At 70.2% G+C, this 19,997-nt stretch carries 22 protein-coding genes; 10 read left to right on the forward strand and 12 right to left on the reverse strand.

Annotated elements, in window-relative coordinates; all coding sequences use genetic code 11:
- Positions 1 to 56: 56 nt before the first annotated feature.
- Positions 57 to 524, reverse strand: coding sequence for a thioredoxin-dependent thiol peroxidase (bcp, locus tag ACIBJF_RS05260; RefSeq protein ID WP_351809854.1), 468 nt, complete (start codon positions 522 to 524; stop codon positions 57 to 59).
- Positions 525 to 616: 92 nt separating this feature from the next.
- Between bcp and ACIBJF_RS05265 the strand changes: the two genes are divergently transcribed.
- The 3 genes from ACIBJF_RS05265 to ACIBJF_RS05275 all read left to right on the forward strand — a co-directional run bounded on the left by ACIBJF_RS05265 (position 617) and on the right by ACIBJF_RS05275 (position 1,838).
- Complete coding sequence (locus ACIBJF_RS05265; RefSeq protein WP_399172336.1) at positions 617 to 946, forward strand: DUF3618 domain-containing protein; 330 nt, start codon at positions 617 to 619, stop codon at positions 944 to 946.
- A 43-nt stretch (positions 947 to 989) separates the two neighbouring features.
- The gene (locus ACIBJF_RS05270; RefSeq protein WP_031159553.1) at positions 990 to 1,349 is read left to right on the forward strand and encodes a co-chaperone GroES; all 360 of its coding nucleotides are present in this window, start codon (positions 990 to 992) and stop codon (positions 1,347 to 1,349) included.
- Positions 1,350 to 1,517: 168 nt separating this feature from the next.
- Positions 1,518 to 1,838: a DMT family transporter gene (locus ACIBJF_RS05275; RefSeq protein WP_399172337.1), complete on the forward strand. Its 321-nt coding sequence runs from the start codon at positions 1,518 to 1,520 to the stop codon at positions 1,836 to 1,838.
- A gap of 30 nt (positions 1,839 to 1,868) precedes the next feature.
- Here ACIBJF_RS05275 and ACIBJF_RS05280 read toward each other — a convergent pair whose 3' ends face one another.
- Positions 1,869 to 4,475, reverse strand: coding sequence for a transglycosylase domain-containing protein (locus ACIBJF_RS05280; protein WP_399172466.1), 2,607 nt, complete (start codon positions 4,473 to 4,475; stop codon positions 1,869 to 1,871).
- Between the two features lie 1,249 nt (positions 4,476 to 5,724).
- On the opposite strand from ACIBJF_RS05280, the gene ACIBJF_RS05285 reads away from it, so the two are divergent.
- The 4 genes from ACIBJF_RS05285 to ACIBJF_RS05300 are packed head-to-tail and all read left to right on the forward strand — an operon-like array spanning position 5,725 to position 9,038.
- The gene (locus ACIBJF_RS05285; protein ID WP_399172338.1) at positions 5,725 to 6,525 is read left to right on the forward strand and encodes an ABC transporter permease; all 801 of its coding nucleotides are present in this window, start codon (positions 5,725 to 5,727) and stop codon (positions 6,523 to 6,525) included.
- A gap of 43 nt (positions 6,526 to 6,568) precedes the next feature.
- A complete protein-coding gene (locus tag ACIBJF_RS05290; protein WP_399172467.1) occupies positions 6,569 to 7,345 on the forward strand; it encodes an ABC transporter permease in 777 nt (258 codons plus the stop codon).
- 4 nt (positions 7,346 to 7,349) lie between these two features.
- Positions 7,350 to 8,339: an ATP-binding cassette domain-containing protein gene (locus ACIBJF_RS05295; protein WP_399172339.1), complete on the forward strand. Its 990-nt coding sequence runs from the start codon at positions 7,350 to 7,352 to the stop codon at positions 8,337 to 8,339.
- A gap of 9 nt (positions 8,340 to 8,348) precedes the next feature.
- Positions 8,349 to 9,038, forward strand: coding sequence for a DUF1707 domain-containing protein (locus ACIBJF_RS05300; protein WP_399172341.1), 690 nt, complete (start codon positions 8,349 to 8,351; stop codon positions 9,036 to 9,038).
- Positions 9,039 to 9,059: 21 nt separating this feature from the next.
- On the opposite strand, the gene ACIBJF_RS05305 is transcribed toward ACIBJF_RS05300, so the two are convergent.
- The 3 genes from ACIBJF_RS05305 to ACIBJF_RS05315 all read right to left on the reverse strand — a co-directional run bounded on the left by ACIBJF_RS05305 (position 9,060) and on the right by ACIBJF_RS05315 (position 10,636).
- A complete protein-coding gene (locus ACIBJF_RS05305; protein ID WP_356309436.1) occupies positions 9,060 to 9,452 on the reverse strand; it encodes a hypothetical protein in 393 nt (130 codons plus the stop codon).
- Positions 9,453 to 9,586: 134 nt separating this feature from the next.
- Positions 9,587 to 10,324, reverse strand: a complete 738-nt coding sequence (gene rph / locus ACIBJF_RS05310; RefSeq protein WP_399172342.1) for a ribonuclease PH — start codon at positions 10,322 to 10,324, stop codon at positions 9,587 to 9,589.
- 78 nt (positions 10,325 to 10,402) lie between these two features.
- The gene (locus ACIBJF_RS05315) at positions 10,403 to 10,636 is read right to left on the reverse strand and encodes a glucose PTS transporter subunit EIIB (protein ID WP_030782705.1); all 234 of its coding nucleotides are present in this window, start codon (positions 10,634 to 10,636) and stop codon (positions 10,403 to 10,405) included.
- Positions 10,637 to 10,820: 184 nt separating this feature from the next.
- Here ACIBJF_RS05315 and ACIBJF_RS05320 point away from each other — a divergent pair, with 184 nt between their 5' ends.
- Positions 10,821 to 12,137, forward strand: a complete 1,317-nt coding sequence (locus ACIBJF_RS05320; RefSeq protein WP_399172343.1) for a PTS transporter subunit EIIC — start codon at positions 10,821 to 10,823, stop codon at positions 12,135 to 12,137.
- 149 nt (positions 12,138 to 12,286) lie between these two features.
- Positions 12,287 to 13,591: a PTS transporter subunit EIIC gene (locus ACIBJF_RS05325; RefSeq protein WP_399172344.1), complete on the forward strand. Its 1,305-nt coding sequence runs from the start codon at positions 12,287 to 12,289 to the stop codon at positions 13,589 to 13,591.
- 72 nt (positions 13,592 to 13,663) lie between these two features.
- On the opposite strand, the gene ACIBJF_RS05330 is transcribed toward ACIBJF_RS05325, so the two are convergent.
- A complete protein-coding gene (locus ACIBJF_RS05330; RefSeq protein ID WP_399172345.1) occupies positions 13,664 to 14,416 on the reverse strand; it encodes an MBL fold metallo-hydrolase in 753 nt (250 codons plus the stop codon).
- A 214-nt stretch (positions 14,417 to 14,630) separates the two neighbouring features.
- Between ACIBJF_RS05330 and ACIBJF_RS05335 the strand changes: the two genes are divergently transcribed.
- Positions 14,631 to 15,089 carry a type II toxin-antitoxin system PemK/MazF family toxin gene (locus ACIBJF_RS05335; RefSeq protein WP_399172346.1) on the forward strand — a complete coding sequence of 153 codons (459 nt, stop codon included), beginning with the start codon at positions 14,631 to 14,633 and terminating at the stop codon, positions 15,087 to 15,089.
- Here ACIBJF_RS05335 and ACIBJF_RS05340 read toward each other — a convergent pair whose 3' ends face one another.
- The 6 genes from ACIBJF_RS05340 to ACIBJF_RS05365 all read right to left on the reverse strand — a co-directional run bounded on the left by ACIBJF_RS05340 (position 15,090) and on the right by ACIBJF_RS05365 (position 19,948).
- Positions 15,090 to 15,539: a hypothetical protein gene (locus ACIBJF_RS05340; protein ID WP_399172348.1), complete on the reverse strand. Its 450-nt coding sequence runs from the start codon at positions 15,537 to 15,539 to the stop codon at positions 15,090 to 15,092. It lies immediately after the preceding gene.
- 131 nt (positions 15,540 to 15,670) lie between these two features.
- Complete coding sequence (locus ACIBJF_RS05345; RefSeq protein WP_399172349.1) at positions 15,671 to 17,734, reverse strand: putative Ig domain-containing protein; 2,064 nt, start codon at positions 17,732 to 17,734, stop codon at positions 15,671 to 15,673.
- Positions 17,735 to 18,008: 274 nt separating this feature from the next.
- Positions 18,009 to 18,959 (reverse strand): cysteine synthase, encoded by a 951-nt coding sequence (locus ACIBJF_RS05350; protein WP_351809896.1) that lies wholly within the window; start codon positions 18,957 to 18,959, stop codon positions 18,009 to 18,011.
- Positions 18,960 to 18,976: 17 nt separating this feature from the next.
- Complete coding sequence (locus ACIBJF_RS05355; protein ID WP_351809899.1) at positions 18,977 to 19,255, reverse strand: MoaD/ThiS family protein; 279 nt, start codon at positions 19,253 to 19,255, stop codon at positions 18,977 to 18,979.
- Positions 19,256 to 19,350: 95 nt separating this feature from the next.
- Positions 19,351 to 19,446: a putative leader peptide gene (locus ACIBJF_RS05360; RefSeq protein ID WP_023550193.1), complete on the reverse strand. Its 96-nt coding sequence runs from the start codon at positions 19,444 to 19,446 to the stop codon at positions 19,351 to 19,353.
- Between the two features lie 79 nt (positions 19,447 to 19,525).
- Entirely contained in the window at positions 19,526 to 19,948 is a 423-nt protein-coding gene (locus ACIBJF_RS05365) for a Mov34/MPN/PAD-1 family protein (protein WP_399172350.1), read from the reverse strand.
- Positions 19,949 to 19,997 lie beyond the last annotated feature (49 nt).

A 19,997-nucleotide genomic window follows, 5' to 3' on the forward strand; every position in this document is an offset into this window, starting at 1 on the left:
AGCGGCCCGCACCGGAATGTCCCGGTGCGAGCCGCCGACTGCGGAAACAGGCGCCCTCAGATGCCCAGATCCTTGATGATCTTGGCCACGTGGCCCGTGGCGCGGACGTTATAGAGGGCCCGTTCGACCTTGCCCTGCTCGTCGACGACGATCGTGGAGCGGATGACGCCCATGTACGTCTTGCCGTAGTTCTTCTTCTCGCCGTAGGCGCCGTAGGCCTCGGTGACCTTCTTCTCCGGGTCGGCCAGCAAGGTGACCTTGAGGGATTCCTTCTCGCGGAACTTCGCCAGCTTCTCCGGGGCGTCGGGGCTGATGCCGAGCACGTCGTAGCCGGCGGAGGCCAGGACATCCAGGTTGTCGGTGAAGTCGCAGGCCTGCTTGGTGCAGCCGGGGGTCAGGGCGGCCGGGTAGAAGTAGACGATGACCTTGCGGCCCTTGTGGGAGGACAGGGAGACCTCGTTGCCGTCGGCATCGGGGAGGGTGAAGGCGGGGGCCACGTCCCCCGGCTGGAGTCGCTCGCTCATCGGGCCAGGGTAACCGGGGCCCCTTGCGGTGCGCCGGGAGGAGAAGCTGACAGACTGTCCGGAACAGCATCACAGACTTCGGAGGCCGTACGGTGGCGGACACGTCGGACACCAGAACCCCGGCGCAGATCGAGGCGGACATCAAGCGCCGCCGCGAAGTGCTGGCGGACACGCTCGACGAGATCGGGGTGCGGGTGCATCCGCAGACGATCATCGGGGATGCCAAGGCCAAGGTCGTCGCCAACATCGATCACACCGTCGGGCGGGCGTATGTGCAGGTCAACCGGGCGGTCAGTGAGGTGCGGGCGCAGTTCGTCGACGAGGAGGGCGGGCTGCGGGTGGAGCGGGTCGTGCCCGTCGCGCTGCTCGCCGTGAGTGTCGTGGGGCTGCTCGCCGTGGGCAGCAGGCGGCGCAGGCGCTGACCCGGACGCGGACGAGCAGGGCGAAGGCAGGTAGGTTCGAGGCGTGAGCGCCAACAGAAACCAGCACAGCACCCCCCATCACGACAAGCTTCCCATCCGGATGCTGCACGACCGGGTTCTGGTCAAGCAGGAGACCGGTGAGGGCGAGCGGCGGTCGGGGGGCGGCATTCTGATTCCCGCCACCGCGGCGGTCGGGCGGCGGCTGGCCTGGGCCGAGGTCGTCGCGGTCGGGCAGAACGTACGGACCGTGGAGCCGGGTGACCGGGTCCTGTTCGATCCGGAGGACCGGGCCGAGGTCGAGGTGCGGGGTGTGGCGTACGTGCTCATGCGCGAGCGGGACCTGCACGCCGTGGCCGCGGACCGTTTCGAGGGGTCGGAGGACTCCACGGGGCTGTATCTGTAGTCCCACAGCGCGGAAGAGGGGCCGGTGACCGTCGTCACCGGCCCCTTTTGCGCTGCCTTTGCTATGTTCGAAGGTGCCGGCCCGACGAGACGCGCCGTACCGGGATCCCGACTTTCAGGCAAAGACGACGCACCCCCGTTCAGAGATTTTCTTCCGGAGGTGCCTGTCATGGCCTGGGTTCTGCTTGTCGTCGCCGGTCTGCTGGAGGTGGGCTGGTCGGTCGGGATGAAGTACAGCGAGGGCTTCACCCGGCTGGTGCCCAGTGTGTTCACCGGCGCCGGGATCGTCGCCAGCATGGTTCTGCTGTCGTATGCCGCGAAGTCCCTGCCCATCGGTACCGCGTACGGCGTGTGGGTGGGCATCGGGGCGGCCGGTGCGGCGGTGCTCGGCATGGTGGCGCTGGGTGAGCCGGTCACCGCCGCCCGGATCTTCTTCGTGTGTCTGCTGCTGGTCGCCGTGGTGGGGCTGAAGGCGACCAGCGGTCACTGAGACGTCACGTGGGCGGCGCGCAGGTCAGGGTCAGGCGGCGGGGTCGCCGCCTCCGGGTCCGGCGGCCGTGCCCGCCGGACCGCCGCCGTCGGTTCCGCCTCCTGCGGTCGTGTCGCCCACCGTGGTCCCTCCGTCGGTCGTGCCGCCGCCGGTCGTGTCGCCTCCGTTGGTCGTGCCGCCGGTGGCGTCTCCGCCGGTGGTGTTGGTGCCGCCCGTGGTGCCGGTGCCGCCAGTGGCGGTCGTGCCGCCGTTGGTCGGGGTGCCGATGGTGCCGCCGTCGGTCGGGCTGGCGGTCGCACCGCCGTCGGTCGGGGTGCCGGTGGGGCCGCCGTTGGTCTGGTCGCCGGTCGTGCCCGGCTGGGCCGAGCCGGTGGTGCTGGGCGGCTGCGGCTGGTCGGCGCCCTGCTGCAGCTGGAGGTCGAAGCCGGAGGCCGGCTTGTTCTTCAGCGCGTCCGCCGTGTACTGGGCCCAGATCTGGGTCGGCGGGCCGCCACCGTTCATGCGGGCCTGGCCGAGGGCGCCGTACAGCGGCATGTGCTTGGCCGTCACCGGGTCCTGGCCCATGACGGAGACGACCGTGGCCAGGTCGGGGGTGTAACCGGCGAACCAGGCGGCGGTGTCGTTCTCGGCGGTGCCGGTCTTGCCGGCCGCCGGGCGGCCCGCGGCCTGCGCGGCGGTGGCGGTGCCGTTGTCGACCACGCTCCGCAGGATGGACGTGGTGGTGTCGGCGGCCTCCCGGGTGACGGCCTGCTTGACCGGCTGCTCGGGCAGCTTGACCTCGTCCGTGCCGTCCTTGGTGATCTTCTCGATCAGGGTGTACGTGCCGTGCTTGCCGTGGTTGGCGAGCGTGGCGTAGGACTCCGCCATGTCGAGCACGCTGGCGGTGGCGGTGCCGAGGGCGATCGAGGGGTACGGCTGGAGGTCCGGGGTGCCGGAGGGGACGCCGAGGTCGATCGCGGTCTGCTTGACCTTGGAGGGGCCGACGTCGACGGCCATCTGCGCGTAGACGGCGTTCACGGACAGGTCGGTCGCCTTGGTGACGGTGATCTGGCCGTACGACTTCTGGTCCTCGTTCTGCGGGGCGTAGGCGCCGCCGCTCCAGCCCTGTACGGGGCGTTCGTTGGTGCCGTCGTACACGGTGTTCGGGGTGATGGGGCGGCCGTCCTGGGTGGTCGAGCCGTTCTGCACCGCGGAGGTGAAGACGAAGGGCTTGAAGGTGGAGCCGACCTGGAAGTCACCGCGGGTGGCGCCGTTGGTGTACTGCTTGACGTAGTCGATGCCGCCGTACATGGCGACGACCTTGCCGGTCTTCGGGTCGACGGAGGCGCCGCCGGCGCGGACGTACTTGTCGACCTTGTTGTTCTTCTTGTCCAGCTTGGAGATCAGCTGGTCGTCGACCGCCTTGACGAAGGCGTTCTGCCTGCTCTTCTGGATGGTGGTGGTGATGCGGTAGCCGCCGCTCGCGAGCTGGTCGTCGGTGAGGATGTCGTTGGTGGTCAGGTAGTGCTTGACCGCCTCGACGAGGTAGCCGCGCTGGCCGGACATGCCCGTGGAGACCGTCTGCTCCTTCGGCATCGGGAACTTCATGCCGGCGCGCTGGGAGGCGCTGAGCCAGCCCTTCTTGACCATGCCGTCCAGGACGTAGTTCCAGCGGGCGACGGCCGCGGCCTTGTTCTCGGGGTGGGCGACGACGTCGTACTCGCTGGGCGCGTTGACGAGCGCGGCGAGGTAGGCGGCGCGGGCCGGGTCGAGGTTCTCGGCGTCGACGCCGTAGTAGGCCTGGGCGGCGGACTGGATGCCGTAGGCGTTGCGGCCGAAGTAGCTGGTGTTGAGGTAGCCCTCGAGGATCTCGTCCTTGGACTTGTTGCGGTCCAGCTTGATCGAGATGAAGAACTCCTTGGCCTTGCGGGTGACCGTCTGCTCCTGGCCGAGGTAGTAGTTCTTCACGTACTGCTGGGTGATCGTCGAGCCGGACTGCTTGCCCTTGCCGGTCGCGGTGTTCCAGGCGGCGCGGAGCATCGCCTTGGGGTCGATGGCCGACTCGGTGTAGAAGTCGCGGTCCTCGGCGGCCAGTACGGCGTGCTGGGCGTCCTTGGAGATCTGGGCGAGGCTGACGTTCTCCCGGTTGATCTCGCCGTCACGGGCCAGCTGGGAGCCGTCGGCGTAGAGGTAGACGTTGGCCTGCTTGGTGGCGAGGGCGTTGGCCGGCGGGATCTTGACCAGGGAGTAGCCGAGGAAGAAGAGGCCGACGATCAGCAGGATCCCGATGACGAAGGTGCCGAGCACCATGCGCCAGGTCGGAAAGATCCGCCGCCATCCGGTCCGCTTGGGCCGCTTCGGCTTCTTGCCGTTGCCGTTGCCTCCGGCGGGCCGGCCCTCGGCGGGGGTGGCCTGGGCGGCGGCACCCGCGGCGAGGCCGGCGGCGCCGACCGCTCCGGCCGGGCGGGCGGTGCCGGGGCCGGTGGTACGGCCGCCGGCGTTCGGCCGGCCGGCCGGGGAGGCGGCCGGCGTCCTGGCGGGGTCGCCCGGCTCGGCCGCGCGGGGTGCGTTGACCCGCCGGAGAACCTGGGTGGTCTCGGGCGCGGGCGCCTCACCGGAGCCCTGGGCCGCCCGGGGCGCGGTGACGCGCCGGAGCACCTGCGTGCTCTCGGCCGACTGCGGCTGCTCGGATCCGGTCCGGGCGGCCGGGACCTCCGGCTTCGCGGAGTCGGTACGGGGCCGACCGGGCGCCTGGGAGGCGGGGGCACCGGAGGCCTGGGAGGCGGTGGACGCACCGGAGTCCTGGGACCTGGTGGAGGCACCCGAGGCCTGGGACCCGGTGGACGCGCCGGACGCCGAAGCCGCACCGGTTGCGGAACCGCCGGAAGCCACGCCCTCGCCGGCCCCCGAACCGCTGCCGGACGCCGACACGCCCCGGTCCGCCGAGCCCTCACCGGAGCGAGCCGAGCCATCACCGGCACCGCCGCCGGACACCGCGCCGGCCGCAGAGCCACCACGAGTCACCGCCGCACCACGGTCCGCCGAGCTCCGACCCGAGCCCGGGAGCTCACCGGACCCCGAGCTCCCGCGAGCCACCGGCGCGGCACCAACAGCCTCACCAGAAGCCCCACCGGAAGCCGACGCACCACGCGCCGCCACGCCCCCACCGGAGGCCGAGACCTCACCAGGAGCCGACACACCACGCGGTGCCGAACCCGCACCGGAGCCCGAAACCCCACCGGACACCGAGCCTCCGCGTGCCTCCGAGCCGCCACCGGAGCCCGAGACCTCGCCGGACGCCGGACGCGCGCCGGAAGCCGCCTCCGCGCTGGACGTGGTCGCCGCCTGCTGTTCCGTTCGGCCGCCTCGGGCCGCCTGACGGGCACGGGCCATGGAGGCCGTCCGGTACTCCGGAGCCGAGGGGGCCTGGGACGCCGCACGGTCACCCGCTCGGCCGAGCCCGGCCTCCCCGGCCTGCGTGGCCGTACCGCCCCGCTCGGCCCGCGCGGCCTCCGCCGTGCCCGGCGTCTCCGGGGACTCCACCCGCCGGCCGGCCTCCTCGGGCCGGGTCGGATCGTCGGTTGCCCCGACCTGGCCCGGTCCCCGTTCGGGGTGGGTGCCGGGGGCGTCGGGCCCTTCTGCAGCCAGCGGCTTTTTCGGCGGCACGCCTTCGTTCGGCTGCTGCGGCTGCGGCTCGTCGCTCATGTCGTGCACGGACTCCTGTTTCGCGTCGTACGTTCCTGTACGCCTCGTACGCTTCTGCGCCCCCCGTTTGAAGACTCTCGCACCTGGCGTTCCGTTCCCGGATTCGAGCACGCTTCGGGCACGAAATTGCGTGGCCGGCCGCCGGGCCCGGGGACTAGGCTCCTGCGCTTCGGTGTCGAGCGGTCCCGGGAGGTGGACTGGCGTGGGCGCGGGACGGTTGTACGTGGCCGTCGCGGCGGGGGGATTCAGACGGTACGCGACGTATCGTGCCGCCACGGCGGCAGGGGTGTTCACCAATACCGTCTTCGGACTGATCCTCGTCTATACGTATCGGGCGCTGTGGGACGAGCGGCCGCACCTCGGCGGGTGGGATCAGGCGCAGGTCGTGACGTATGTGTGGCTGGGGCAGGCGCTCCTGTCGACGCTCGCGATCGGCGGCGGTGGCGTCGAGAGCGAGTTGATGGAACGCATCCGTACGGGGGACGTGGCGATCGACCTGTACCGGCCCGCCGATCTGCAGATGTGGTGGCTGGCGACGGATCTGGGCCGGGCGTTCTTCCAGTTGGCGGGGCGGGGGATGCTTCCGTTCGTGTTCGGTGCCCTGTGCTTCCCGGTGTACCTGCCGACGGACGTGGGCACCTGGGTCGCCTTCTTCGTGGCCGTGCTGCTGGCGATGATCGTCGGGTTCGGCATCCGGTACCTGGTGGCGCTCAGCACGTTCTGGTTCCTGGACGGTACGGGTGTGACGCAGATGTCATGGCTGGTCAGCTACTTCTGCTCGGGCATGCTGCTGCCGCTGAACCTCTTCCCCGGGGCGCTCGGCGAAATCGTGCGGGCGCTGCCGTGGTCCTCGCTGCTCCAGGCGCCGGCCCAGGTCCTGCTGGGGCACGCGGACCCGCTGGGCACGTATGTGTTCCAGGGGTCGTGGGCGGTGGCGCTGCTGGGTGCGGGGCGGCTGGTGCAGTCGGCGGCGACGCGCAGGGTGGTGGTCCAGGGTGGGTGAGACCGGCACCGGCCGGGTGCGGGAGGGGGTGCGGGCGTATCTGATGATCGCCGGGATGTGGATCAGGTCCACCATGGCCTACCGCGCCTCGTTCCTGATGACCACGTTCGGCAACTTCTCGGCGACCCTGCTCGACTTCGTCGGGATCATGCTGATGTTCTCGCGGGTGGACGCGCTGGGCGGCTGGTCGCTGCCCGAGGTGGCTTTCCTCTACGGCCTGTCCGGGGTGGCCTTCGGTCTTGCCGATCTGGTGATCGGGTCGATGGAGCGGCTGGGGCGGCGGGTGCGCGACGGCACGCTGGACACGCTGCTGGTGCGGCCGGCGCCGGTGCTGGCCCAGGTGGCGGCCGACCAGTTCGGCCTGCGCAGGCTGGGCCGGGTGGTGCAGGGTCTGCTGGTGCTCACCTGGGCGGTGGCCCGGCTGGACATCGACTGGACGCCGTTGAAGCTGCTGCTGATGCCGGTGGCCCTGGTGAGCGGCTGCGGGATCTTCTGCGCGGTGTTCGTGGCGGGGGCGGCGTTCCAGTTCCTGGCGTCGGACGCCTCGGAGGTGCAGAACGCCTTCACCTACGGCGGTACGACGCTGCTGCAGTATCCGCCGACGGTGTTCGCGAAGGAGCTGGTGCGCGGGGTGACGTTCGTACTGCCGCTGGCCTTCGTCAACTGGCTGCCCGCGACCTATGTGCTGGGGCGGCCGTATCCGCTGGGGCTGCCCGAGTGGCTGGCGTTCGCTCCGCCGCTGGTGGCGGTGGGGTGCTGTGCGCTGGCGGGGCTGGCCTGGCGGGCGGGACTTCGTTCGTATCGGAGTACAGGGAGCTAGCGCGGTGGCGGACGGCGGTTTCATCTCACCGGAGAAGGATTTCATCGCACTGAAGGGGGTCGAGAAGGTCTTCGAGGTGCGCAGGAAGACCGGGTTCCTGAAACGGGAGCGGCGCGAGGTGCGGGCGGTGGACTCGATCTCGTTCACGGTGGCGCGCGGGGAGATGGTCGGGTACATCGGGCCGAACGGCGCCGGGAAGTCGACCACGATCAAGATGCTGACGGGCATCCTGACGCCGAGCGCGGGCACGCTGCGGGTGGCCGGGATCGATCCGTCGCGGGAGCGGCGCCGGCTCGCGCACCGGATCGGGGTGGTGTTCGGGCAGCGTACGACCCTGTGGTGGGACCTGCCGCTGATCGACTCCTACCGGCTGGCGCACCGCATGTACCGGATCCCTCAGGCCCGTTACCGCGAGAACCTGGACCGGTGCGTGGAACTGCTGGAGCTGGGCGCCCTGTTGGACGTGCCGGTACGGCAGCTCTCGCTCGGGCAACGGATGCGCGGGGACATCGCGGCGGCCCTGCTGCACGACCCGGAGGTGCTGTACCTGGACGAGCCGACGATCGGCCTGGATGTCGTGTCGAAGGCGAAAGTCCGGGGTTTTCTACGGGAGTTGAACGCCGAGCGGGGCACGACCGTGCTGCTGACCACGCACGATCTGCAGGACATCGAGCAGTTGTGCTCGCGGGTGATGGTGATCGACCACGGCCGGCTGGTGTACGACGGTCCGCTCGCGGGGCTGCACGAGGCCGGGGAGAGCGAGCGGACGCTGGTGGTGGACCTGGAGCGGGAACTGCCGCCGGTGGAGGTGCCGTCGGCGCGGGTGGTGCGGGTGGAGGGGCCGCGGCAGTGGCTGGCGTTCCCGGCGGGGCAGTCGGCGGCGCCGCTCGTCGCGTATCTCGCGGCGGAGTACCCGCTGGTGGACCTGTCGGTGCGGGAGCCGGACATCGAGGCGGTCATCGCCAAGATGTACGCGGAGAAGGCGGTCTCGTAGGCTTCTGCCATGACCGACGACGCAGTCCCGGACCTCCGGGCGTCCGACAGCGACCGGGAACGGGTCGCCGAGGTCCTGCGGGACGCTCTGGCCGAGGGCCGGCTCGACATGGCGGAGTTCGAGGAGCGGTTGGAGGCGACGTACAAGGCGCGTACCTACGGCGAGCTGGCGCCGCTCACCCGTGATCTGCCGGCGGCCGGTACCGTGCCGCCGGCCGCTCCCGTGTCCTTCACCAAGGAACCGGCGCAGAGCGGGAGTTGGGCGGGCCGGATCGTCGGCAGCGAGGGGTCCTCGGCGGGTGCGGTCGCCATCATGTCCGGGTTCCGGCGCAGGGGCCGCTGGACGGTGCCGAGGCAGTTCAACTGCCTGGCGTTCTGGGGTGGCGGCGAGATCGACCTGCGAGAGGCGGACTTCGCGGACCGCGAGGTCGTGATCAACTGCGTGGCGATCATGGGCGGGGTGCAGGTCATCGTGCCGCCGGGGGTCGAGGTCGTCGTCCGCGGCACCGGCGTGATGGGCAGCTTCGAGCACCCGGGGTACGAGGAGCCCGAGCCGGGCGCTCCGCGCGTGGTCATCGGGGGCTTCGCGTTCTGGGGCGAGGTGGCGGTGACCCGCAAGGTCACCCGGGCGGAGCGGCTCCGTCAGAAGGAGCAGCGCCGCCAGGAGAAGCTGGAGCGGCGCCGGGACGGGGAGTACTGATACGGCCCCGCGCCGCCGGGGTCACTTCGTGCAGACCTTGGTCAGTTCACCGGCCGCGTCCGTCACCGGACTCACATCCGGCGTCCTGTCCCCGTTCTTGATGGCCGTACGCACGTTGTCCACGGCCTTGTTCAGGTCGTCGACCGCCTTGTTGACATCGGCGTTGTCGGTCTTGTCGCCGATCTTCTCCAGGTTCTTCTCGATGGAGTCGAGGGAGGCGTCCGCCTGGGTCGGATCGTTCGCCGCGTTCTCCACGGCCTGCTGGAGGTCGGTGACGCTGTCGGCGATGGAGTCGGCGGTCTGCACGCAGTCCAGGGCCTTGTTCACGGCGTCGCAGCCGGTGGTGAGGCCGGCGGTGAGCGCGGCGAGCGCCAGTGCGGCGACGGCGGTGAGACGGCGTCGGCTGACGGCCATGGTGGTGTTTCCCTCCCCTGGTAGGGCCCCTACGGCCCGGTAAGGCTGCCGTACCCCTAGGACGCCGGGACGGGCGCGCGGGTTGCCCACGCGCGCCCGTCCTTTTGATCCGCCCTTTACCCCGTGGACCGCCCCTACTTCGCGAGCGTGGCTTCGAGGGCCGCGCGCTGGTGGGCGGTGAGTTCGGCGCAGCCGGTGACGGCGAGGTCGAGCAGGGCGTTCAGTTCCTCGCGGGCGAAGGGCTCGGCCTCGGCGGTGCCCTGGACCTCGACGAAGCGGCCGTCGCCGGTGCAGACGACGTTCATGTCGGTCTCGGCGCGCACGTCCTCCTCGTAGCAGAGGTCGAGCAGCGGGACGCCGCCGACGATACCGACGGAGACGGCGGAGACGGTGCCGGTGAGCGGCTGCCGGCCGGCCTTGATCAGCTTCTTGCCCTGGGCCCAGGCGACGGCGTCGGCGAGGGCGACGTAGGCGCCGGTGATCGCGGCGGTGCGGGTGCCGCCGTCGGCCTGGAGGACGTCGCAGTCGAGGACGATGGTGTTCTCGCCGAGCGCCTTGTAGTCGATGACGGCGCGCAGCGAGCGGCCGATGAGCCGGGAGATCTCGTGGGTACGGCCGCCGATCTTGCCCTTGACGGACTCGCGGTCGCCGCGGGTGTTGGTGGCGCGGGGCAGCATGGCGTACTCCGCGGTGACCCAGCCCTCGCCGCTGCCCTTGCGCCAGCGCGGGACGCCCTCGGTCACGGAGGCGGTGCAGAACACCTTGGTGTCGCCGAAGGAGACGAGGACGGAGCCCTCGGCGTGCTTGCTCCAGCCGCGTTCGATGGTGACCGGGCGGAGCTGTTCGGGGGTACGGCCGTCGATGCGAGACATGGCAAGGAGCCTAGCCGTACCTGTGGAAGGGGCTCCTCCCGCGTCGGGAAGAGCCCCTTTTCCGGTGAGCCGGCCGGCTCACATCATGTCTTCGATCTCCGCGGCGATCGGGTCGGCGTCGGTGCCGATGACGACCTGGATGGCCGTGCCCATCTTGACGACGCCGTGGGCGCCGGCGGCCTTCAGGGCGGCCTCGTCGACCAGGGAGGGGTCGGACACCTCGGTGCGCAGCCGGGTGATGCAGCCCTCGATCTCCTCGATGTTGTCGATGCCGCCGAGGCCGGCGACGATCTTCTCAGCCTTGCTGGCCATGTTCCTTCTCCCTGATCCGAACCGCTTTGTCGCAGTAACCCACAGTTGGCCCATCTTCGCGAGCGGTCATGCCGTGCGTGCCGAATGATGGCGATCACGACAGCGGAACCGTCCGCCGACTGGTCTACACCACAGGGGGTACGGTCGCCAAACCGCGTCCGAGTCGAGTGGCCGGGAGGACGCCATGAGTGCCGAGAGCGCGCCCGCGGCCAGCACGGCCGGCCCGGCACGGGAACGCTGGAACCGCCTGTTCCAGGGCCTGCAGAAGATGGGGCGCAGTCTGCAGCTGCCGATCGCGGTGCTGCCGGCGGCCGGCATCTTGAACCGGCTCGGCCAGCCGGACGTGTTCGGCGACCAGGGCCTGGGCTGGACGGACGTCTCCAGGGTGATGACGGGCGCGGGCGGCGCTCTGCTCGACGGGTCCCTCGGTCTGCCGCTGCTGTTCTGCGTGGGCGTGGCGATCGGCATGGCGAAGAAGGCGGACGGCTCGACGGCGCTGGCCGCGGTGGCGGGCTTTCTCGTCTATTACGGGGTGCTGCACCAGTTCCCGAAGTCCTGCCCCAGCGGTTCCAAGGCGATCCCGCAGGTCGGCTGCCAGGTGAGCGTCGGCGCGGGCACGGGTTCGGTGACGCCGTTCACCTTCCAGAACCCGGGCGTCTTCGGCGGCATCGTGCTGGGTCTGCTGGCCGCCTTCCTGTGGGCCCGCTACCACCGCACCAGGCTGGTGGACTGGCTGGGCTTCTTCAACGGCCGCCGGCTGGTGCCGATCATCATGGCGTTCGTCGCCATCGCCTTCGCGGCGCTGTGCCTGTGGGTCTGGCCGCCGGTCGGTGCCGGGCTGGAGAGCTTCAGCCGCTGGCTGCGGGACATCGGGTACTGGGGTGCGGGTGTCTTCGGGCTCGCCAACCGGGCGCTGCTCGTGTTCGGCCTGCACCAGTTCCTGAACGTGCCCATCTGGTTCCAGTTCGGCAGTTACACCAAGCCGGACGGCACGGTGGTGCACGGCGACATCAACATGTTCCTGGCCGGGGACCCGCACGCGGGCCAGTTCACCTCGGGCTTCTTCCCGATCATGATGTTCGCGCTGCCGGCCGCCGCGCTGGCGATGACCCACTGCGCCAAGCCGCACCGCCGCAAGGAGGTCGGCGGTCTGATGCTGTCGGTGGCGCTGACGTCGTTCGTGACCGGCATCACCGAGCCGATCGAGTACTCGTTCCTGTTCATCGCGCCGCTGCTCTACGCGTTGCACGCCGTGTTCACCGGTGTCTCGATGGCGGTGACCTGGGCGCTCGGGGTGCACGACGGGTTCAGCTTCTCGGCCGGGCTGATCGACTACGTCATCAACTGGCACCTGGCGACCAAACCATGGCTGATCATCCCGATCGGCCTGTGCTTCGCGGCGGTCTACTACGTCGTCTTCCGTCTCGCGATCACGAGGTTCGACCTGAAGACGCCGGGCCGTGAGCCGGAGGACGAGGTCGAGGACGTCACCAAAGTCTGATACCTCGGCTTTTCAGCCCCTTTAGCACACCGCCACGCCGCGTAGCGCACCGGTAGCGGATTTCGTGGTTCCTTATCCCGCCTTCATCGTGCTAAAAACAGGTCTACACCACTGAGTGGTGTAGACCACCACCGATGGAGGAACCATCCATGAGCACCGCCACCGCGACGGCGGCTCCCGCGAAGAAGCGGGGATCCGGCCTGTTCCAGGGCCTGCAGAAGGTCGGCCGCAGCCTGCAGCTCCCCATCGCCGTACTGCCGGCGGCGGGCATCCTCATGCGCCTCGGCCAGCCCGACGTGCAGGCGAAGCTCCACCTTCCCACGAATGTTGCGAAGGTGTTCGCCGGTGCCGGCGGCGTCCTGTTCGACAGCTCGTTCGGTCTGCCGCTGCTGTTCTGCATAGGCGTGGCGATCGGCTTCGCCAAGAAGGCCGACGGGTCGACGGCGCTGGCCGCCGTGGTGTCCTTCCTCACCTACTACGCGGTGATCCACCAGTTCCCGATCACGGACGGGCACGAGGGCGCCACCTACACCCCGGTCGCCCCCTTCGGTGGGTTCTGGCAGAAGGGGCACGAGGCCGCCCAGGCCGCCACCTTCCAGAACCCGGGCGTGCTCGGCGGCATCATCATCGGCCTGCTCACCGCCGTGCTGTGGCAGCGCTACCACCGCAAGAAGCTCGTCGACTGGCTCGGCTTCTTCAACGGCCGCCGGCTGGTACCGATCATCACCTCCGTCGTCGGCGTAGCCCTCGGTGTCCTGGTGGTCCTCGGCTGGCAGCCGATCGGTGACCAGATCACCAGCTTCGGCAAGTGGATGACCGGCCTCGGTTCCGTCGGTGCCGCCCTCTTCGGCCTCATCAACCGTGCGCTGATCCCGATCGGCATGCACCAGTTCGTCAACTCGGTGGCCTGGTTCCAGATCGGCGACTACACCAACCACGCCGGCACCGTCTTCCACGGCGACCTGCCGCGCTTCTTCGCGGGTGACCCGCACGCCGGTATGTTCATGACCGGCTTCTTCCCGATCATGATGTTCGGTCTGCCGGCCGCCGCCCTGGCCATCGCCCACTCCGCCCGCCCCGAGCGCCGCAAGGCCGTCCTCGGCATGATGACCTCGCTGGCCCTGACCTCGTTCGTCACCGGTGTCACCGAGCCGATCGAGTTCTCCTTCATGTTCATCGCCCCGCTGCTGTACGCCATCCACGCGGTCCTCACCGCGGTGTCGATGGCCGTCACCTGGGGGCTGGGCATGCACATGGGCTTCAGCTTCTCGGCCGGGCTGACCGACGTCTTCTTCAACTGGGGCATCTCCACCAAGCCCTGGCTGCTGATCCCCGTCGGCCTGGTCTTCGCGGCGATCTACTACACGGTCTTCCGCTTCGCGATCACCAAGTTCAACCTCCCCACCCCGGGCCGCGAGCCCGAGGAGGAGGTCGAGGACCTCACCAAGGCCTGACGGCCGGGTCCACCACACGACCGAGGCCCCCCGGAGCCAGTGCTCCGGGGGGCCTCGGTGTGTCCGTCGGTGTCAGATCTCGTACGTGACCCGCGGCGCGGCCAGTTCCACCGGCCCGGTGAACACCTCGCGCGCGTCACGGACGTTCACCTCCGGATCGGTCCACGGCGGGATGTGGGTGAGCACCAGGCGCCGGGCGCCCGCCCGCGCCGCCGTCTCCCCCGCCTCGCGGCCGTTGAGATGCAGGTCGGGGATGCTCTCCTTGCCGTGCGTGAACGCGGCCTCGCACAGGAACAGGTCGGTGTCCCGGGCCAGCTCGTCCAGCGCCTCGGTGACCCCCGTGTCGCCGGAGTACGTCAGCGACCGCCCGCCGTGCTCGACGCGGATGGCGTACGCCTCCACGGGATGGCGGACCCGCTCGGTGTGCACCGTGAACGGGCCGATCTCGAACGTGGACGGCTTGACGGTGTGGAAGTCGAACACCTCGCTCATGGACGAGGCGGAGAGGGTGTCGCCGTAGGCGGTGGTCAGGCGGTGCTCGGTGCCCTCGGGGCCGTAGACCGGCAGGGGGTCGCAGCGGCCGCCGTCGTAGCGGTAGTAGCGCGCGACGAAGTACGCGAGCATGTCGATGCAGTGATCGGCGTGCAGATGGCTCAGGAAGACAGCGTCAAGGTCGTAGAGACCGCAGTGGCGCTGCAACTCGCCCAGGGCGCCGTTGCCCATGTCGAGGAGCAGCCGGAAGCCGTCGGCCTCGACGAGGTAGCTCGAGCAGGCCGATTCCGCGGACGGGAACGACCCCGAGCAGCCGACGACGGTGAGCTTCATGAAGCAGAAACCTCCGTTGGCGGAAAGATCAAAAGGGCAGGAAACGGGGGTCGTGCGGTTTGTCGAGCGTAAGGCGCGAAAGCGCGGGTCGCTCCTCCGCCAGGGGCCGTTGTGGGCGAACTCACCTGTGCTGTCACCGGTTCGGCTGGACCAAGGGCGCATAAGGATCCGCTAAGGGCGCGCAATCCTCGGCGCGCGCCGGTAACGTCGTCGTATGGACACGTCCTGGTGGCTGGCACTCGCGGCGGTGGTACTGCTCGCGCTGGTCGCCACGCTCGTCGACGGCTGGGGACGCGGTCGCCGCTACGCCGGACGGCGCCTGCGGCCGCTCGGCCGCGCGGGCACGCGCCCGGCCGAGGCCGCCCGCCCGGCCCCCGGGGACATCTGGTGGGCGGACGTCCCCTACGAGGACCGCGCGGACGCCAAGGACCGGCCGTGTCTGGTGCTGGCCGTGCGCGGGAACCGGGCCACCGTCGCCAAGATCACCAGCAAGTACCGCGACGAGCGCGCGGGCGTGATCCCCCTGCCGCCGGGCGCGGTCGGTGACGCCCGGGGCCGGCCCAGCTTCCTGGAGACCGACGAGCTGCGCGAGGTGCCGGTCGGCGACTTCCGGCGCCGGGTGGGCGTGGTGGACCCGGTTCTGTGGGACCAGGTACGGCACCTGGCCGGCTGATCACTTCACGTTCACCGTGACCGTCCACTCCTGAATGCCCTTGCAGGACACCTGGCCCGGCGCCGTCGGCTCGGCGCACAGCGGCCGGGAGGACGTCAGTTTCTCGGTGCCGGTGGCCACCGCCTGGTAGGCGGCCGTGGCCTGGCCCGGCAGGATGACGAAGCCCGCGTTGATGCCCTTCAGCGCGCTGCCACTGGCCATGAGCGGCTTCCAGGGGCGGGACTTGGTGCCCTCCAGGGTGACCCGGACCTCGCCGCCCTTGGCCACGCAGACCGTACGGCCGCTGTCGGAGGCCTTGAGCTGGACGAGGGCGGCGCAGCCGGCGCCGCCCGGGGACGCGGACGGTGACGCCTTGCCGTCACCGGCGCCGGTGTCCTCGCCGCTCTGGGAGCCGCAGCCGGCGAGGAGCAGCGCGGTGGCCGCGAGGGCGCAGAGGGTCGTACGGCGCATGGGGGTTCGCCTTTCTGCCGTGGCCGTGCGGGGCCGGCCGCCTGGTGCAGATGTGACGTACCAGCTGCCAAAAAGGATCCCGCACGCGGACGGATTCCGCGTGCGGGACCACGGTGCTCACCGGTTGTGGATCAGCTGGTCGTCAGGGCGGTGTCGTCCACGACGAAGCTGGTCTGGAGGGAGGAGTCCTCCACTCCGTTGAACTTCAGGGTGACCGTCTGGCCCGCCAGCGAGGACAGGTCGAAGGTCTTCTGCGCGTACCCGGAGTTCGCGTTGACGTTCGAGTAGGTCGCCAGGGTGGTCGAACCGGCGGTCACCGTCAGCTTGTCGTACGCGGTGCTGCCGGTCTCGGCGGTGTCGATGTGCAGGTAGAAGGTGAGCGTGGCCTTGCAGCCGGCCGGGATCGTCACCGACTGCGACAGCGTGTCGGTGTGCGAGGAGCCGTAGCCGTCGAGCCAGGCGTAGTACGAGCCGCCGTGGGCCGCCTCACCGGTGTCGTTGGTGATGACACCGCTGGACGCGCTCCAGCCGGTGGCTCCTGACTCGAAGCCCGGGTTGGCCAGCAACTGGGAGGAGGAGCAGGTGCCGCCGGAGGAGCCGACGGTCCAGGTGAAGGAGGCCGAGCCGGAGGCGCCGGTGGAGTCCTTCGCGGTCACCGTGACCTGGTAGGTGCCGGCGGTCGACGCCGTACCGGAGACCAGGCCGGTGGAGCTGTTGATGGACAGCCCCGTGGGCAGGCCGGTGGCGCTGTAGGTGAGGGCCGCGCCCGCGCTGTCGGTGGCCTGGATCTGCAGGCTGACCGAACCGCCGGTGGTGGTGGACTGGCTGCCGGGGTTGGTGACGGTCACCGTGTTGCCGCTGCTGGAGCCGGCGGTGAAGGCGGTGGTGCCGTTCGGGGTGCCCCAGCCGGTCGGGCCGTCGTAGCCGGTGCGCGCGGTGCAGAAGTACGAGGTGGAGCAGGAGCCGTTGGAGCCGCTGGTCACGTCGTACAGGTTGGCGGTGTGGGAGTACGGGTACTTCGCCGGATAGTCGCTCGCGCCCGGGGTGCCCGCGAGGGCGTAGACGCCGGCGATGATCGGCGCGGAGGCGCTGGTGCCGCCGACGACGCCCCAGCCGGAGCCGCCGTAGGTGTCGTAGACCGCCACACCGGTGGCCGGGTCGGCGACCGCGGAGACGTCGGCCTCCATGCGCTTGGCGCAGCCGGTGTCGGTCTGCCAGCTCGGCTTCGGGTCGTAGGCGGAGCAGCCGGAGCCGGTGCCCTCGGTGGAGTTGGTGTGCCAGACGGACTCGGTCCAGCCGCGGGAGTTGGACGAGGTGGTCAGCGCGGTGCCGCCGACGGCCGTCACGTACTGGGAGGTGGCCGGGTACTCGGCGCCGTAGGCGGAGTCACCCGAGGAGACGGTGATGGCGACACCCGGGTGCTTGAAGTACTGGGTGTCCTCGGTGGTCTGGGAGGACGCCTCGGAGCCGCCCCAGCTGTTGGAGACGAACTTGGCGCCGAGCGAGACCGCCTCGTTCTCGGCGATGCCGAGGTCGGTGTCGTTGGCGGAGTTGGCCTCGACCAGGATGATGCTGCAGTTCGGGCAGATGGCGCTGACCATGTCGAGGTCGAGCGCCTCCTCGCCGGCCCAGCCGCTGTCGTTGGCCGGCAGCGAGGTGGTGGAGCCGGTCTGACTGACCTGCCTGAAGCAGCCGTTGGCCTTGGTGCAGGAGGACAGGCCGTACTGGGCGCGGTAGGTGGCCAGGTCCGACTCGGCGTTGGGGTCGTTGTAGGCGTCGACGATGGCGACCGTCATGCCGGAACCGCCCGTGGTGGGCAGGTTGTAGGCGCTGTGCAGGTTGGCCGGGGAGAGGCCGGAGGGCGCGGCCGCGAGGGCGGCGGCCAGGCGCTGCTTGATGTCCGTGCGGCGCTGGGCGAAGCAGGACGCGTAGCCGGGCTCGGCCTTGGCGCACAGGTGCTCGGTCGGCACCTTCTGGCCGGCCTTGCCGGTGGAGTGGAAGGTCTGCCGCTCGGGGTCGGTCAGCGCCTTGGCGTTCTGCGTGACCTTGGAGGTGTGCGGGTGCGCGCTGGCGGTCTGCGCCCCGGCCGTGGGCGCCGCGACGAGTCCGGCGACGGTGAGGGCGAGGGCGGGGAAGGCGACGGCGAGGAGTCTTCGCAGACTCCGTCTCCGCCGGCTCGGGCGTGACTCACGCATGGGGTACTGCCTCCGGTTGACGTGGGGATGCGCACTGGATTGGCAGGCCCGTGACGCGCGTAGCGGCGGCAGAACCGCGCAGTCATGAGCATGACACTCACAGACACCTGACAGTCCGCCGGGTGAGCGTTACATGTCAGGTGTGGGCAGGAACGTAGCCGTGGCCTCGGGACCACCGGCAGTACTCAAAGAAATTCTTTGCCCTGCCATAGAAATGACTTAGCCCCCTCATAGGAGGGGGCTGGGGCGCGCTTGGCGGGGACCTCGGCGGAAACTACGCCCAGAGCTGGCCCTGCAGCGTCTCGATGGCCTCCTCGGTGGTGGCCGCCGTGTAGACGCCGGTGGACAGGTACTTCCAGCCGCCGTCGGCCACGATGAAGACGATGTCGGCGGACTCCCCCGCCTTGACCGCCTTCCTGCCCACACCGATCGCCGCGTGCAGGGCGGCGCCCGTCGAGACGCCCGCGAAGATGCCCTCCTGCTGCAGCAGTTCCCGGGTGCGGGTGACCGCGTCGGCCGAGCCGACCGAGAAGCGGCTGGTGAGCACCGAGGCGTCGTACAGCTCGGGCACGAAGCCCTCGTCGAGGTTCCGCAGGCCGTACACCAGGTCGTCGTAGCGCGGTTCGGCGGCGACGATCTGCACGCCCGGCCTGTGCTCGCGCAGGTAGCGGCCGACGCCCATCAGGGTGCCGGTGGTGCCGAGACCGGCCACGAAGTGGGTGATCGACGGCAGGTCCGCCAGGATCTCCGGGCCGGTGGTGGCGTAGTGGGCGCCGGCGTTGTCCGGATTGCCGTACTGGTAGAGCATCACCCAGTCGGGGTGCTCGGCGGACAGCTCCTTGGCCACGCGTACGGCGGTGTTGGAGCCGCCCGCGGCCGGGGAGGAGATGATCTCGGCGCCCCACATGCCGAGCAGGTCCCGGCGCTCCTGCGAGGTGTTCTCCGGCATCACGCACACCATGCGGTAGCCCTTGAGCTTGGCCGCCATGGCGAGGGAGATGCCGGTGTTGCCGGAGGTGGGCTCCAGGATGGTGCAGCCCGGGGTGAGCCGGCCGTCCTTCTCCGCCTGCTCGATCATGTGCAGCGCGGGGCGGTCCTTGACCGAGCCGGTGGGGTTGCGGTCCTCCAGCTTGGCCCAGATGCGGACGTCGGGGGACGGCGAGAGCCGCGGCAGGCGCACCAGAGGGGTGTTGCCCACCGCGGCCAGCGGAGAGTCGTAGCGCATCGCTGCTCAGCGGCCGATCAGCGCATGCCGCCGGCGACGGCCGGCAGGATCGTCACGGTGTCGCCGTCGGACAGCTTGGTGTCGATGCCGTCGATGAAGCGCACGTCCTCGTCGTTCAGGTACACGTTGACGAAGCGGCGCAGCTTGCCCTCGTCCACGATGCGGGCCTGGATGCCCGCGTGCCGGGTCTCGAGGTCGGCGAACAGCTCGGCGAGGGTGTTCCCGCCGCCCTCCACCGCCTTCTGGCCGTCCGTGTACGTGCGGAGGATGGTCGGGATGCGGACCTCGATGGCCATGGCTCAGGGCTCCTGTCGGAAGGTGTCGTCGGTTCGGTCAGGCGCGCGGCGGCGGCGCGCCGCGGCTCAATGCCAAACGGCGGCAGCGGGGTGGATCAACAGATGGCGCTGTTCAGCCTGCACAGATCGACGTGCAGCCGCGCCACGAGCAGCATGCCCGGCGCCTTCTCGCTCACGTCGTTCAGAACCATGCGCTCATCGTAACGATTCCCGGTCCGGCCATCGGAGTGTGATCTCGCATGCTGGATGAAATCTGACCGCATCGCGGGATCAGTAGGAGTCCACGACCCTGACCTCCTCCTCCGACACCTCGCCGTCCACGATCCGGAAGGAGCGGAACTGGAACTCGCCGAGGCCGTCGGTGTCGGCGGTGGAGACCAGGACGTAGTGGGCGCCGGGCTCGTTGGCGTAGGAGATGTCGGTGCGCGAGGGGTAGGCCTCGGTGGCGGTGTGGGAGTGGTAGATGACCACCGGGTCCTCGTCGCGGTCGTCCAGCTCGCGGTAGAGCTTGAGCAGGTCGCCCGAGTCGAACTCGTAGAAGGTGGGCGACATCGCCGCGTTCAGCATGGGGATGAAGCGCTCGGGCCGGTCCGCGCCCGCCGGGCCCGCGACGACGCCGCACGCCTCGTCGGGGTGGTCCTTGCGGGCGTGGGCGACGATCTGGTCGTAGAGGACCTGGGTGATGGTCAGCATGTCCGTCAGGATAAGCAGAAGGGCCGTTCCGTACCGATAGCTGGTACGG

The sequence above is a fragment of the Streptomyces sp. NPDC050743 genome (assembly GCF_044456925.1).
In the GTDB taxonomy this organism is placed as follows: domain Bacteria; phylum Actinomycetota; class Actinomycetes; order Streptomycetales; family Streptomycetaceae; genus Streptomyces.